General features: G+C 43.7%; 10 protein-coding genes. 6 read left to right on the top strand and 4 right to left on the bottom strand.

Annotation, left to right across the window (positions count from 1 at the left end; genetic code table 11):
* Nucleotides 1–45 precede the first annotated feature (45 nt).
* Nucleotides 46–1545 carry a hypothetical protein gene (locus R7E78_RS23025; RefSeq protein WP_318058274.1) on the top strand — a complete coding sequence of 500 codons (1500 nt, stop codon included), beginning with the start codon at nucleotides 46–48 and terminating at the stop codon, nucleotides 1543–1545.
* Between the two features lie 522 nt (nucleotides 1546–2067).
* On the top strand, nucleotides 2068–3171 hold the full coding sequence (locus tag R7E78_RS23020) for a phosphoribosylaminoimidazolesuccinocarboxamide synthase (RefSeq protein WP_005377963.1): 1104 nt from the start codon (nucleotides 2068–2070) through the stop codon (nucleotides 3169–3171).
* A 78-nt stretch (nucleotides 3172–3249) separates the two neighbouring features.
* On the opposite strand, the gene R7E78_RS23015 is transcribed toward R7E78_RS23020, so the two are convergent.
* The 3 genes from R7E78_RS23015 to R7E78_RS23005 all read right to left on the bottom strand — a co-directional run bounded on the left by R7E78_RS23015 (nucleotide 3250) and on the right by R7E78_RS23005 (nucleotide 8273).
* On the bottom strand, nucleotides 3250–4923 hold the full coding sequence (locus tag R7E78_RS23015) for an alkaline phosphatase D family protein (RefSeq protein WP_318058273.1): 1674 nt from the start codon (nucleotides 4921–4923) through the stop codon (nucleotides 3250–3252).
* Between the two features lie 329 nt (nucleotides 4924–5252).
* Nucleotides 5253–5630: a hypothetical protein gene (locus tag R7E78_RS23010; RefSeq protein ID WP_005377965.1), complete on the bottom strand. Its 378-nt coding sequence runs from the start codon at nucleotides 5628–5630 to the stop codon at nucleotides 5253–5255.
* A gap of 288 nt (nucleotides 5631–5918) precedes the next feature.
* Nucleotides 5919–8273, bottom strand: a complete 2355-nt coding sequence (locus R7E78_RS23005) for a helicase-related protein (RefSeq protein ID WP_318058275.1) — start codon at nucleotides 8271–8273, stop codon at nucleotides 5919–5921.
* Nucleotides 8274–8486: 213 nt separating this feature from the next.
* On the opposite strand from R7E78_RS23005, the gene R7E78_RS23000 reads away from it, so the two are divergent.
* From R7E78_RS23000 to R7E78_RS22990, 3 genes are all read left to right on the top strand, one after another.
* Nucleotides 8487–10175 (top strand): NAD-dependent malic enzyme, encoded by a 1689-nt coding sequence (locus R7E78_RS23000; RefSeq protein WP_005377977.1) that lies wholly within the window; start codon nucleotides 8487–8489, stop codon nucleotides 10173–10175.
* Nucleotides 10176–10329: 154 nt separating this feature from the next.
* On the top strand, nucleotides 10330–11064 hold the full coding sequence (locus tag R7E78_RS22995; RefSeq protein ID WP_318058272.1) for a vancomycin high temperature exclusion protein: 735 nt from the start codon (nucleotides 10330–10332) through the stop codon (nucleotides 11062–11064).
* A gap of 219 nt (nucleotides 11065–11283) precedes the next feature.
* Nucleotides 11284–12654: an SLC13 family permease gene (locus R7E78_RS22990; protein ID WP_017634863.1), complete on the top strand. Its 1371-nt coding sequence runs from the start codon at nucleotides 11284–11286 to the stop codon at nucleotides 12652–12654.
* Nucleotides 12655–12796: 142 nt separating this feature from the next.
* On the opposite strand, the gene R7E78_RS22985 is transcribed toward R7E78_RS22990, so the two are convergent.
* Nucleotides 12797–14134 carry a GGDEF domain-containing protein gene (locus R7E78_RS22985; protein WP_047100723.1) on the bottom strand — a complete coding sequence of 446 codons (1338 nt, stop codon included), beginning with the start codon at nucleotides 14132–14134 and terminating at the stop codon, nucleotides 12797–12799.
* Between the two features lie 336 nt (nucleotides 14135–14470).
* Between R7E78_RS22985 and R7E78_RS22980 the strand changes: the two genes are divergently transcribed.
* Nucleotides 14471–15295 (top strand): DUF2797 domain-containing protein, encoded by an 825-nt coding sequence (locus tag R7E78_RS22980; protein ID WP_005377984.1) that lies wholly within the window; start codon nucleotides 14471–14473, stop codon nucleotides 15293–15295.
* Nucleotides 15296–15446: the final 151 nt, after the last annotated feature.

The raw sequence follows: 15446 nt of genomic DNA, 5'->3' as shown, positions 1-15446 counted from the left end.
CGGGTATCTAAGCCCAGTTAACTTTGAACAACAAAATGTCGCTTAATGGAGTGTCCAGTCTGGCTGGAGCAGATCAATACAGATCAAGCTCTTAGACCCTCGTTAGATGAGATTCAAGACTCATTTATCCCTAGTCGCCTGCCTCCTGAACATCGGGATAAAAAAATAGTCATCTGTTTATGTTTTGGCGGGGATGTTAACTCTGGTATTAGGCAGGAAGTCTCTGGGTATGAGAAACGGAATACACGAGACAATATTTCTTTTGAGGAGTGGAATGGAGATAAACTCTCAGAGTTCATTCAAAAGTACTTGCTGAAGGAGAAGTTGTTGCCTAGCTCCTGTCAGGCTTTGTTAAGAAAATCCTTGGCTTTACTCGAAGAACCCGAGAGTTCAAATAAGCATTTTTCACAATTAGTTGATGAAGTTCTGTCAAATGCCACTGATTCCGATTCTGTTGCATCGGCCATAACGCGGGTAAACGTTTGTTTATGGGTTCTGTACTCATGGTGTCGTGATGGAGGGAATCTAGAATCAGCATATCTTTCGTCGGAGCTAGCATTGCTGTTGGCTTGGAATAAGGTCAAAGATCACTACACAGGAAGGAACAAGTCCTCGAAATCGTTTGATAGCATTTTAGATACATATCAACAGATTACTGATTGTTATGTAGATCGATGTTTAATTCCATATGTTGAATTTAAATACGCTCTCTCTCATGCTGTTCATTCGCCAAGTTCTATTGATGTAAATATTAAGCTATTTGATGTTTTAGGACGTTTAGCGGTTAAAGGGCACTGGATTTTAGACTCACTGTCCAAGAATTACGTGGAAACTCCACCTATAGCTGGAGAAAGCGAAGAACAGGAAAAATTACGGCTTCGCCTCAGAGAAATAACGAGGTCAATTAACCTATTGGTCGTTAATAATCCAATGTTGCTATCGCCTTACAAAGACTCACAAGCAATTGATCTTGGTCTCGCTTTAACTTTGCTTTCAAATAATTCAGAACTTGATGATTTTGTACGAAGTTGGCTCTCGGAAATGGTCAATAGGTGCATATTCTGTTTTGAAAGTAATGGCATGTATCCAATCGTTCACAACTCTTACGAAAAGCTGCTTGAACATCGAAATAAAGATAAAGCCGACAGTAACTATAAAAATAAAGTTACGGAGGCTAGTGTTTTGTACCCGCTGTTAACGGTTTTTTGCTCTCTGTATAAACTAGATTCAGTAAGCCAAGATTTGGAAAAGTTTGCCACAGAAAAACTGGCACATAGCACGTTACAATATTGGTATCCAAACCAACATAGTGAGGACGCTATGTACTCTAACTCTGATACGCATGGCTCTGCATCAACTGACTTTCCTATGGATAGTAGTTCAGCGCTAGAGCATATAAAACAAGAATGTAGCGAGGCAGATTCATTCAAGAAAATGTCAGCTGTAACTGAAGGAAAGGCTCCGTTAGTACTAACAGCTTGCCGCTGCTACCGATATCCAGTTCCTTTCCATTATCTTGAGGACTGGTTCACTGCATCTGAGTGAATAGCAAAGTTTGAGATTTTCAGATCCTTTTTATGGAAACTGAAATGCCATAATTAATTGAGATAGCTTTATCTCAATTAATTCAAGTTTGGCTAATTTAGTGAAATATATAACACGTTTGTGTCCAGAAGCGAGTTACGGGCAGAGGTCACTGGGTGTGATCACAGAGTTTACTTTTAGTATGACTTTGAAATTTAGATGTTACTGCCTTTAATTTGATCTAAATTTATGACTCACAGAGCTCATTTTTTATGAGGCAATATGAGCAAAAAGTTAGATAATTTCGATAAAAGTTAGATTATCGGCATGTAAGCCTTATCGCTACATGGTTTTCTAACTTTCTAATCTAACTTTTAGTTACATGTATTTTTTTTGTATTAAAGAAAACAGGCAAACGTTTGCTTTTTCTCTGGCGAGTTAAAATAGTTCTGGTATGATGCCCACATTCGATTTATTCAGCGCCCACATTTTGCTGAATATCTTCTCTTTCTGACGTTTGATTAAGATGATAGGAATGTCGCAATGAGCCTTGCTAATCAAGTACTTGCCGTCAATGACGACCTGCCAATTCGCACCCATAAACCCGTTCATAGTGGAAAAGTTCGTTCAGTTTACTGGTTAACTGAAGAAGACAGCGCCCGACTGATCAAAGAAAAAGGATACAATGTCGCTCCAGATGCGCCTTTGGCTATCATGGTAATTAGCGACCGCATCTCTGCATTCGATTGTATTTGGCATGCTGAAGGTGGTCTTAATGGTGTCCCGGGTAAAGGGGCTGCGCTTAATGCGATTTCTAATCACTGGTTCAAACTGTTCAAAGAAAATGGCTTAGCAGATAGCCATATTCTAGACATTCCTCACCCTTTTGTTTGGATTGTACAAAAAGCCAAACCGGTAAAAATCGAAGCCATCTGCCGCAAATACATCACGGGTTCGATGTGGCGCGCTTACGCAAATGGCGAGCGCGAGTTTTGTGGAATCCAACTTCCTGAAGGGTTAGGAAAAGACAAAGCACTGCCAGAGTTGCTAATGACCCCATCCACAAAAGGCATTCTAAAAGGCATTCCCGGTGTGCCAGAAGCGGATGACGTAAATATTACTCGTCAAAACATCGTAGACAACTACGAAGCATTTAACTTCTCAAGCGCTGACGATATCGCACTCTACGAAAAATTGCTGAAAGAAGGCTTTAACGTTATCAGCCAAGCGTTAGAAGAAATCGACCAAATCTTTGTCGATACCAAATTCGAATTTGGTTATGTTCATGATGCTGCTGGCAATGAAAAGCTGATTTACATGGATGAAGTGGGTACACCAGACTCGTCTCGTATATGGGATGCTAAAGAGTACCAAGCAGGTCACATCGTAGAGAACTCAAAAGAAGGTTTCCGCCAGTTCCTACTTAACCACTTCCCTGACCCAGATATCTTGCTAAATAAAGAACGTATGCCAGAGCGTGAAGCACTCGCTCGTGATAATGCTTTACCCGTCGAATCTTTGATGGCGATTTCGAGCACCTACATTGGTATTGCCGAGAAGATTACAGGCAAGCCGATTCATTTGAGTGAGAATCCGAAAGCGGAAATCATCGAAGTTCTGAGCAAAGAATACGGATTGATTGACTAGCACTGTCGCTAGATTGCTAAATGCTTTCCAATAAAAAGTCCGCACTAGCTTGCGGACTTTTTTCGTATTAGGCTCAGTTTAGCCGATATTTAACGTAGTGCCATCTGTTGTAGAGGCTGACTTGGTCGTCACCTGATATGTTTTGTCTTTAATCGTTGATACGAAATACCAGGTCGCCTCTGCCTTGTCGGGCGTAAAAGTAACGCGCATAAAGCCACGCTGTTTGATGTCTGCCCACTGTAATTCTGACACTAAGTGCGGCAGCGTGTATTCCATTTGAGTGATCGCAACAGGGTCTAACGCGAGGTAGGCTTCTAACCCAGGGGAACTCACAGAGCTAGTCGCAAACTCTACCCCGATAGGATGCTTAGATACGTCTTTAAGCTCACTTGCCCATGCATTGTGCGTATCTCCTGCCAAACAGACAAAGTTAGCACTGCTGGCTTTGGCCAGTTGATAAACGTTCTCTCGCTCAACGTAGTAACCATCCCATGCATCTAGGTTATATGGCAAAGCAATGGTATCTAAACTTGGATCAGAGAGATAACCCGTAATCGCAGAGTTTACCGCTAATAACGCCTCTGTTTTTTGTTCTTCAGTGGCAGTAAACAATTGAAACATCGCGGTCATAACCGAACTTGGCAACTCCATACGAGACATTAACACTTGTTGCCCTAGCACATTCCAAGTTGCGTCGTGCGTACTGAACGCATCCATCAGCCAAGCGAGTTGGTCACCGCCTAACAGCTCTCGGTCTTGACTGCGCGACTGGGCAACTAAACCGCCAATAGCTTCCATCGTTGGTGAGCTGAGCGAGAAATAATCCAACGGTTTATCACGCCCCACAAGTCGCGTGTCGAGCATCATCAAATTGACTAAACTTCCAAACGAAAACTGACGGTAAATCAGCATGTTTGAGAAAGTGTTTTCACGAACGGGCAACCATTCTGTCCACGCGGCAGCCGCAGCTGCACGACGATCATTAAAGCGGCCTTCCTCTTCTTGATGGTTTTCCGCACCATTTTTCCAACTATCATTTGCAAGCTCATGGTCATCCCAGACTGCAATCATTGGTAGGCTCGCATGTAACGCTTGCAGATCAGCATCTTGGCGATATTGCGCATACCGTTTTCGGTAATCATCTAAGGTAATGCATTCAGTGCCTTTGCTTGGCTCTCGCCCTAGTGCCTCAGCATCTTCACTAGCGTAGCCACCAGCCCCATACTCATAAATGTAATCACCGAGATGAAGTACCACATCAAACGGTTCTTGCTCATGTTGATTTAAGATCTCTCGATACACATGGAAATAACCAGCAGGATAGTTTGCGCAAGAAACAACGGCCATGGATGCCTTTTCTACACCACCCTCTGGTAATGTTTGAGTTTGCCCGACTTCGCTAGTGACATCTCCAACCATGAATCGATAGTAGTAGCGAGAATTTGCGTTGAGGTTTTGAACATCAACTTTTACCGTGAAATCTCGGCTCGTGTCTGTGGCAAAAGTGCCACTTTGCACGATATCAGTAAAATTTTCGTTAGATGAAACTTGCCAGCTTACATCTGCGTAGCTCGCTGAGGTTGTAACACGAGTCCAAATGATTACTTGTGTTTGAGTAGGATCTCCACTCGCCACTCCGTGCTCAAAGGTAACCGCAACAGATTCACTAGCATCGCTACCACAGCCCACCAGCCCGGTAACAATCGCCGTTGAAGAGGCAGCTTTCATAAAGTCTCGACGAGACAAAGACATATTGACTTCCTTTCTTATTGTGTTTGTTTTTATGCCCAAATGACGTGGTGACTCAATCATCCTTGTGTGCCAATAAGGGACTTTAATTCGAACTTACAGTACCAACCACTTAGTCGGTAATTTGTCCTAAAAACACAAAGTTAGAAGCTAGTTATGACAATTGCATTTCCAAACGTTACATTTTTGTTAATTTAAGTGCAAATACTCTATATTCATCACACTTCCAAGACCTGTGACAAAAACCTCAAAATAAAAAAGCGACCTACTTTGAGGTCGCTTTTCATTGCACTATTGTTAAGTGGTACATCGATGAAGTGGAAATGCTCAGCCTAAAACTTGATGTTAAGGACATCTTGTTCTGACGTATCCACCTTCAACTGACTGCGAGATTCTATGTACTCGATTTGCTGAACATCGAGCGAATATGGCATAACGACTCGCAATTCATTGATCCCTTCATGTTTAGCTAACTGGGTTAAGCGGACCAAATTGGATTCATCACTTTTACGAGAAGACATCGATTTTAATGCGGCATCCCACAACCGATCTTCAGGCTTGCTCAATTCCGCAATGTTCTGTTTCCACATCAAACCGAAAATAGGCGCGATGGTGGCAAATGCCTCTAAGAAGGTCCATTTTTTACTACCTGTCGCCCCTAAAAAGCTAGTGTAGTCGAATTCAATGCACGTCTTTCCTTGTTGATCCATTCTATGCCCCCGACACTCGAAAATGAGATATACCAAATATCGTTCAACTGTTTTTATATAGCAATGGGATATAAAACATTCGTCTTTTATGCACTAATTTACATGCAAAAGGAAATATTAAAACCAGCTTTGTAACAACTGATGTACAGCTTCGCCATATATAAGCATTCAATTGATTAATATTTCAATTAAGAAACTAAAAACAACACGTAAGTAACGATATCAATATGAAATCATTATAGATTCACCAAGAAAATATCAATTCTTGTCACAACGTCATCCGCCTACCTACTTCACATCAATCACTCGACTGGCCTTTTTATACTGTATCTTCCAACCAGCCCAGCGTGGCAACTCCCAACGCTTCGGGTCTCCCTTACGGTTTCCCTCTCGATAAACGACCTGTACTAGCTTGCGAGACGCGTAATACTCAACATCCAGTTGGAGTTCTGGCAGCGAAAGTTCTAAAGGGTACTGCTCCGTGAAATCGTCGTATTCCCATTCTGGAACACCGTTAAATGTTAAGTCTTCCGGTTCAAACAACGCCATATCATCGACATTTTCAACGCCTAATGTTTCCAACTGATCCTTTAACCAGCTAGAAAATGTCAAGGAGGCCAAGTCGTTAACCTCTTCTCCTTCGACATTAAGGCCCAATGCGTTGTAGAGTTTCCAGTGTTGGATTTGTTGTTTTCTTTGAGAAGCAAATCCTGGTAACAGTGTCTCGTCTTCTATCATTTCGACAATAGACTGAACAGCAACATCACCTTGTAACGCTTGATGTTCAGAACTGATTGTTCGCCCGGCGTAGACCAAATGCATTGTTGCTCTTGGGGTCTCTTCTTCATAATTCGTCTCACCTTGTTGCCACTCCCCTAGCTCAAGTTCGCGTAATAACGTCAGCGGGATAGGCATCATAACCGATGCGAGGTTTAGTGTTTGCTTAACACCTCGTCCTGGCACGCTATGGCTATCTAGCACGATGGCCGCTTCTTCTTTATCAGGAAAGCGGCTGTTACGCCCAACCAGCATCTCGACTACGCCATTTCCTAGAGCATCCCTTCGACGAGCTCGTCGGACAAACACAAGCTCAGGGTGCAATGAGGCGATGGAGAAAAAGAGCGCTTCACGTTTATATCGAGAGGCAACGTCAAGTTCCGGCAATTCAAACACTTCTCGCATTTGTTTCGCTAAACCTTGTGCCTCTTCGAGCGCGCTAGCATCAATGATAATGCCTGAGAGTTGCTCCCCCCGAACCAAACGGATCAACAAAGAGGCATCACATCCGCATGGCTCCTCTTGAGATAGAAGCTCAGCAACTTCACCACTTTGTCGCTGATAGAGCTGCGCAGGCACAGATAAGGCGGCAGCCAAATCAATCATTGCTTCCTTCTCTGGCTTCGCTTGAATTCTGGTAACGAGATCGGCAAACAGTGCATCAATGGGTAGTGGATATACTTTTCTCCCGTGCTGCGTGACATTGCCATCCTCATCAATCGCTTCCATGGATAACAACGTCGAATGAGATGCCTCTAGCGACTTTTCTGGAATTGAGTCGAGAAAATCGAGTGTTGAGAGACGGTACCCACAACAAGCCGCTGCCAGCATGGGCTCGACGAGCTCTTCTCTGTGTAATTCTGGAGGTGTCACCAACTCTAAAGGCGCGTGCTCACCATATAGACGAATACAAGCCCCTTCGGTAACGCGACCTGCTCGCCCCATTCGCTGCGCGGCACTGGCCTTAGAAATGTTGGTTAACGTCAGTGCTGTACGTCCATTTCGTTGTACAGTTCTGCGCTCTAAGCCGCTATCGATTACCACCCGGATATTAGGAATGGTCAGAGAGGTTTCTGCGACATTGGTTGCCAATACGACTTTCCGTTGCTTTTGTACCGTCAACGCACGATGTCGTTCTTCATCACTGACCGAGGCATGAAGTTTAACCACCATGACATCGCCACAACTTTGTAGCATCTGAGCACATTGGGTGATCTCTTTGCGTCCAGGCATGAAAACAAGAATATCGCCATCTTCATCTTCCAGTGCTTCTTTTACCGCTCCGACAACCTCCTGTTCACATCCCTTTTTGTTCGGTAAATAGCGGCTGTCTGTAGAACGATGTGTCACCGTGACTGGAAAGCAACGTCCCTCCGAACGCAGACGCTTAGCATTCAGGTAACGAGCAAGCTTTTCGCCTTCTAAGGTAGCAGAAGTGACGATCAATCGATGTTGATTTTCTTGCTTCAAAATGGCGGTTAATAGATCAATATCCCAGCGTCGCTCGTGAAATTCGTCCACTATCACGACATCAAAGTCTGCTAGCTTGTTTTCCGAAAACCAACGCAGTGCAACCCCCGGAGTCACAAATACAACTTCGGTTTTTTCATCAAAGTAGGCATGAAGCTTGATCGCGTAACCGACTTTGCGACCTATTGGCTCTCCAGATTGCTCCGCAAGAAATTCAGCCAGCGAGGTACAAGCAATTCGACGTGGTTCAATAACCAGAACGCGTCCGTGTTTTGCCGCCCACATGGGCAAGCGGGTAGATTTACCCGACCCGGTTTCGGCTTCCACCACAAGATGGTTAAGCCTTACATGATGGTCAAACTCAGCTTGCAGGCTGTCGATAGGTAGTTGAAACATAGAAATTGGATTTGATTTGATGATGCAAAACATTATACCCAAGTAAAAAAATCCTGCTTTAGGTATCTCTAAACAACCAATATTGCCGATATTTTCGTCGGTATCTGAATTTTTTTGCGACATTACATTGATGTGCATCAACGCATGTTTACAACTAAATAGTGAACCCGTTAAAATTTGGTGCGCATCCTTCAACCCTACATAAGGCACCCAATGAACAACGATAAACGCCCACTATATATTCCATATGCGGGTCCGGCTCTTTTAGCAACCCCTCTTTTGAACAAAGGCAGTGCATTCTCTGCTGAAGAACGTAGTTCATTCAACTTAGAAGGTCTGCTTCCAGAGTCGACCGAAACTATCCAAGAGCAGGTGGAACGTGCCTACCAGCAATACAAAAGTTTCGAAAGCGATATGGATAAACACATTTATCTGCGTAATATCCAAGACACCAACGAAACATTGTATTACCGCCTAGTGCAAAATCACATTTCTGAGATGATGCCTATCATCTACACGCCGACTGTTGGCGCAGCATGTGAAAACTTCTCTAACATTTACCGTCGTGGTCGCGGTCTGTTCATTTCATACCCGAACCGTGACCGTATTGACGACTTGCTGAACAACGCAGCAAACCACAACGTTAAAGTGATTGTTGTGACAGATGGAGAACGTATCCTTGGCTTGGGTGACCAAGGTATCGGCGGCATGGGTATTCCTATCGGTAAACTGTCACTATATACCGCGTGTGGTGGTATCAGCCCTGCTTACACGCTACCAATCGTGCTTGATGTGGGTACCAATAACCCGCAACGCTTAGCTGATCCGATGTACATGGGTTGGCGTCATCCTCGTATTACGGGTGCAGAATACGATGCATTTGTAGAAGAGTTTATCCAAGCGGTACAGCGCCGTTGGCCTGATGCTTTGATCCAGTTCGAAGACTTTGCTCAGAAAAATGCGATGCCTCTTCTAGAGCGTTACAAAGACCGCGTGTGTTGCTTCAATGATGATATTCAGGGTACTGCAGCTGTTACTGTTGGCTCTCTACTTGCCGCCTGTAAAGCAGCAGGAACTCAGCTTTCTAAACAACGTATTACCTTCCTAGGCGCAGGGTCTGCTGGTTGTGGTATCGCAGAAGCGATCATCGCACAAATGGTATCGGAAGGAATTTCTGACGAGCAAGCTCGCTCACAAGTTTACATGGTTGACCGTTGGGGTCTGTTACAAGAAGGCATGCCTAACCTTCTTGATTTCCAACAACGCTTGGTGCAAAAGCATACCAATACGAAAGAGTGGGAAAATGAAGGAAATGGCTTCTCACTACTCGATGTTATGCGTAACGCCAAGCCAACGGTACTAATTGGTGTTTCTGGTGCGCCTGGCCTATTTAGCCAAGAAGTCATCGAAGAAATGCATAAACACTGTAAGCGTCCGATTGTCTTCCCATTGTCGAACCCAACAAGCCGCGTGGAAGCGACACCGAACGACATCATTCGTTGGACAAATGGTGAAGCACTGGTTGCAACAGGTAGCCCATTTGAGCCAGTGGTTCATGAAGGTCGCACTTACCCTATTGCACAATGTAACAACAGCTACATCTTCCCAGGCATTGGCCTTGGTGTACTTGCTGTCAATGCAAAACGTGTCACTGACGAGATGCTAATGGAATCAAGCCGCGCGCTAGCAACATGTTCTCCTCTAGCAATCAACGGTCGTGGGGCACTACTTCCACCACTGGAAGAGATCCACTTAGTATCGAAAAAAATCGCATTTGCCGTTGGTAAAAAGGCAATTGAACAAGGTGTCGCATTAGAAATTACTGATGAAGCATTGAACGTGGCGATTGAACAGTCGTTCTGGCAACCTGTTTACCGCCGCTACAAACGCACTGCGTTCTAAGCTTGAGACAATTCGTTTAATAATTAGCCCCTACCATGTAGGGGCTTTTATTTTTTTATCATCCTAACCAGATTTTGGCATAAATGGGCTTCTCTCTTTTTGTTTCTATCAGATATGATGAGAACTACATTTTTAGTTAAGGATATAAAACGTTTTGTTATTTTCTCGCATAAGATCAAAGTGGAAGCTGAAATTTTCCTGGAAGCGATTTGCTTTGATTTTGTCGATCTCTGCACTTAGTCTGCTTGTTTCTGTTATTGCCATCGACCGATGGGTGGTTTTACAAGCCAAAAAGAGCATTTTCACTGAATACGAGCAAATCCCTCAACATGAGGTTGCCGTAGTTCTTGGTACCAGTAAATACATCGGAAAGATCCTCAACACTTACTACACTCATCGCATTAATGCGGCGATTGAGCTTTACAACCAAGGCAAAGTAAAACAGTTTTTATTGAGTGGTGATAACGCCCACCGTTCATACAACGAACCGTGGACAATGAAACGCGACTTACTTAAAGCAGGCGTGCCTGAAGAAGTGATTCACCTTGATTATGCTGGCTTTCGTACCTTAGATTCGATTGTACGAGCGAAAAAAATTTTTGCTTCGGAGCGATTTCTGATTGTGACTCAGCGCTTTCACTGTGAACGCGCACTGTTCATCGCTAATGCTTACAGCATTGATGCGCAGTGTCTCGCGGTAGCAGGGCCGACGGCCAACAAGCAAAAAACATCGATGCGTGTTCGAGAACTGCTAGCCCGTGTGAAAGCGTTTTTAGACCTGTATATTATCAATACGCAGCCTAAGTTTCTTGGCCCTCAAGAACCTATCGTCGCAGTAAAAGAGCCAAATAAAGCAGCTAACGAGCCTCTTCAAGTCCCCGTCGAATAGAGGAATAACGTGGCTCACAAGCCTAGTAACATTTCTATAAAACAAATGGGTAGTTTTCTACCCATTTCCAATTCTCAACATCACACTTTCTAATTTGCTCTACGATTCAGGCAAAACTCTTTTTCGCATTCAAAGTAACATTTCATCAATAAATAACTACAAGTCAGTTACTTTGCCATAAAAAAACCGACAAAAGGCAATGCAAAAGGAGCACTACCCATGACCGCACTCGCTGTGACATTGAAGAATTGGTTCTTCACTCGCAACAGCATGATTTTGAACGCGAATATCCTATTGTTCATTATCTTGTTTAATACCTTACCCTTTGAGCCACAAGTAGTAACCGGCCTGAGCATCTTAGTTTTTGTTGCTATTTTGTGGCTAACCGAAGCGATTCACGTCAGCATTACTGCGCTGCTCATACCACTACTTGCGGTATTTTTGGGTGTGTTCAACACTCAAGCCGCACTGAATAACTTTTCCAACTCCATCATTTTTCTATTTTTGGGTGGTTTTGCACTAGCTGCGGCTCTACATAAACAAAAGTTAGATCAAGCTATTGCAGATAAAGTACTATTGCTGGCAAGAGGAAAAATGTCTGTCGCTGTATTCATGCTATTTGGTGTGAGTGCTGGCCTGTCAATGTGGATTTCAAACACCGCCACCGCCGCGATGATGTTACCGCTTGTGCTGGGTGTGATGACAAAGCTAGACGCTAAGAAAAACCACAACACCTTTTTGTTTGTTCTACTCGGTATCGCTTACAGTGCTTCAATTGGTGGTATTGCAACACTGGTTGGTAGCCCACCAAACGCAATTGCAGCAGCTGAAGTTGGCCTTAGCTTCACTGAATGGATGAAGTTTGGTGTACCTATTTCCCTAGTATTAATGCCAATCGCTATCCTCGTATTGTACACGATGACTAAGCCTGACCTTAGCCACAAGTTTGACCTTGACCATCAACCAGTCGAATGGACAAACGGCAAAATGATTACGTTGGCGATTTTCTTACTGACCGTGACGTTGTGGATATTCAGTAAGCCTATTAACGCTATGCTGGGTGGCTTCGCGAAGTTCGATACTCTTGTAGCTATTGGCGCCATCCTTCTACTTGGTGCTTCTCGCGCCGTCGAGTGGAAAGATATTGAGAAAACAACCGACTGGGGTGTGTTAATCCTATTTGGTGGTGGTATCTGTCTGAGTAACGTCCTAAAAGCAACCGGAACAAGCGTATTTTTAGCTCATAGCTTGTCAGGCTTCCTTGAGCAAGCCGGTATTCTCTTAACGATTCTTGCAGTGGTTGCTTTTGTTGTCTTCTTAACTGAGTTTGCGAGTAACACCGCCAGTGCTGCGCTACTTGTCCCTGTATTTGCGACCATTGCAGAAGCCTTAGGCATGTCTCCGGTTATTCTCTCTGCACTGATTGCCGTCGCTGCATCTTGTGCATTTATGTTACCTGTTGCAACACCTCCAAACGCGATTGTGTTCGGTACGGGTCATATCAAGCAAAAAGAAATGATGCGAATTGGTTTCGTATTAAACATTGCCTGTATTGCTGCACTAACGCTTTTCGCTTGGTTGTTCTGGTAAAAATAGCAAGTTCGATTAGCACTACACTGCTGCTCACGGTAATCGTATCGATAACCCAAACTTCCCCCCTAAGTGGTGTTCAGCAGTTTCCCTCTTGGTGGCCAGTTGGCCACCTTTTTTCTTTCCTTTTAGTGAACGGCTATCAGGCTTGCTTCTTTTCGCAAGCAAGTAAACCATAATGAGCTTCCACTCGGTTGCGACCATTGCGCTTCGCCTGATACAACACTTCGTCAGCTCTCGCCATGGTTTCTGAGACGCGTTCATTCTGCATTTGGGCAACGCCAATACTGCAAGTTAATGATTCACCGTGCACCCACAAATGATCCTCCACATTTTTGCGAATCATTTCTGCCTTCTCTAACGCTTGTTCAATATTGGTATCAGGGCAAAATACGACAAACTCTTCGCCGCCCCAACGAACGAGTCGATCGTCTGAGTAAATAGAAGTCGCTACCACCATGACAAATTCGCGCAATATGTCATCCCCCATTTGGTGCCCAAATTTGTCGTTCACCTTTTTAAACTTATCCAAGTCCAAATAGAGAATACTGAAGGTGTTATGCCCCCAGCGAACCTGACGAGATTGTTGTTCCAGCCAGTGTTGCACAGCATATCGGTTCATCGCGCCCGTCAAAGCATCTCGATGCGCTAACTCTGCAAACTCATAGTTTTGAGCTCGCAAAGTATTATTCACCTTTTCCAAATGACGGTGACGCTTTTGCGCTTTTTCATAAGCCACTCTATTTTTTCGTAACTCATGCAGAGAAAAAGCCAGTCCAAGCGCCATCCAAGAGATTAATAATGCATACAACAATGTTTCTTGCGCAAGGTAAGCGCCTTCAAACTCAATTTTATCAATCACAATTCTATGTTTACCAAGTGCCGCACCAGACCCAGTTGCAATATCAATACGTGTGATGTTTGAAAATTCAGGTGCAGAGTGTTCAATCGCGACTCCGTTATCTGCTAACCACCAGGTCATCACCTGAAGATTTTTAATCGGAATTTCGACAATATCGCTCGAACCCGACGGAGAAAACTGCATGCCATTATATTTAATGGTGTACTCGTCGTCCGGCTTGGAATACTCAGAATTATAATTGCGAAGATACAAACGTAGGTCGTGGCTAGGGTTAGCCCCTATTCCTGCCTCTTCATATCGCACCTTCAATCGAATCGTATGGTAGTTGGAAAGGTCAATACCCTGTGTTGGCGTTGCTGAATCGGTATAAACCGAGATTCCGCAATAAGGCCAAGCATACGAGCTCTGCTTTAGTTCACAGCTAAGAACTAGGCTTTGCCGATCGTATGTGATATCTGCCTCACTCGCACCTCCTTCACTGACATCTTTAGTTGCATAGATATTGAAATGCTCAGGTGTAATGGTCAGCTTTCGCGTATCGCCAAGCACACTATAAAGGGCAACCAAACTGATAGTGCAAATAGAAAGAGCAAAGATAAAGTTATGGATCCACTTCATGGGCAAGTGACCTGCTGAGATTATATACAATACGTGAGGTTCAATAATTTCAAAAAATGAAATAAAGGTGATTTATCAAGAAATAAAATCACTTTTTCATTCAATTCTTAGTTTCGACACATAGTAACGGATTTTGAACCGTTATCACGTTTTAAAATTTCTAAAAAATGCAGCCCAACTTCTATTTGCGAAGCATTTCACAGCCATAACTTTTAGAAAATAAAACACGATGCATAATAATTTAGTGCAAGACATTTACTTTAAAGCTCCTGTCAACCCTGCATCTCTTCTCCACTTCAGTATATACTGTGCAAAAACACAATAATGAGTAATGTCATGTCATTAATTGCAACTGGCACGCTAAACAAAATGCGTGCTTCTCTGGACGGTGCCGTCAACTACCGTCTTCCTGTCGGTGAGGAAGAGATCGACTTAACTCCGTTTCTGGGTAAAACGCTCACACTGACTCACACTGGCAATATTTTTTGTTGCTCATGTGGAAAGAAAACGAAAAAGAGTTATTCGCAAGGCCACTGTTTTGTATGCATGAAAAAGCTAGCAAGCTGCGACATGTGTATCATGAAGCCAGAGACCTGCCACTACGATCAAGGGACTTGTCGCGAACCACAATGGGGTGAAGAGAATTGCATGGTGGATCACTTTGTCTACCTGTCCAACACATCCAGCTTAAAAGTTGGTATTACTCGTCATACTCAAATCCCGACTCGTTGGATTGACCAAGGCGCGACTCAGGGCTTGCCAATTTTTAAAGTAAAAACTCGCCATATCTCCGGTTTAATTGAAGTTGAACTGGCGAAACATATCGCAGACAAGACCAATTGGCGCACACTGCTAAAAGGTGACGGTGAACCTATGGCATTGCAGGACCGTTTTGCTGAGCTATTGCCTTTAGTCGAAGAGAAAATTGCCGAGATAAAACAGCAATTCGGCGAAGATGCCATTGAAGTATTAAACGAAAGCATTACCGACCTTAGCTACCCGGTACAACAGCACCCAACGAAGATCACTTCGCATAACTTCGATAAAAACCCGGTTGTTACTGGCACTTTGCAAGGCATCAAAGGTCAATACCTCATCTTTGATACCGGCGTTATTAATGTAAGAAAATTCACTTCCTATGAAGTTGAAGTTAGTGAGTAATCGCTTGCAGAACGCGTTGATTCAAATAAAAATGAAAAAAGCTCGAGTTTGACTCGAGCTTTTGTTTTTCTATTTGTGCCGTCCTAAATAAGGTTGACACTTTCCACCCCCAAAATTGGAGAGTGTTATGAAATCAACAACTAAAAGAACT

It is taken from the genome of Vibrio sp. YT-19(2023) (genome assembly GCF_033337395.1).
Note: the sequence above shows the minus strand (reverse complement) of the source record. Positions and strands in the feature narration are given on the sequence as shown.

Coding starts and splice junctions, on each gene's coding strand:
- R7E78_RS23025 (WP_318058274.1), top strand. CDS start 46: ATGGAGTGTCCAGTCTGGCTGGAGCAGATCAATACAGATCAAGCTCTT.
- R7E78_RS23020 (WP_005377963.1), top strand. CDS start 2,068: ATGAGCCTTGCTAATCAAGTACTTGCCGTCAATGACGACCTGCCAATT.
- R7E78_RS23015 (WP_318058273.1), bottom strand. CDS start 4,923: ATGTCTTTGTCTCGTCGAGACTTTATGAAAGCTGCCTCTTCAACGGCG.
- R7E78_RS23010 (WP_005377965.1), bottom strand. CDS start 5,630: ATGGATCAACAAGGAAAGACGTGCATTGAATTCGACTACACTAGCTTT.
- R7E78_RS23005 (WP_318058275.1), bottom strand. CDS start 8,273: ATGTTTCAACTACCTATCGACAGCCTGCAAGCTGAGTTTGACCATCAT.
- R7E78_RS23000 (WP_005377977.1), top strand. CDS start 8,487: ATGAACAACGATAAACGCCCACTATATATTCCATATGCGGGTCCGGCT.
- R7E78_RS22990 (WP_017634863.1), top strand. CDS start 11,284: ATGACCGCACTCGCTGTGACATTGAAGAATTGGTTCTTCACTCGCAAC.
- R7E78_RS22985 (WP_047100723.1), bottom strand. CDS start 14,134: ATGAAGTGGATCCATAACTTTATCTTTGCTCTTTCTATTTGCACTATC.
- R7E78_RS22980 (WP_005377984.1), top strand. CDS start 14,471: ATGTCATTAATTGCAACTGGCACGCTAAACAAAATGCGTGCTTCTCTG.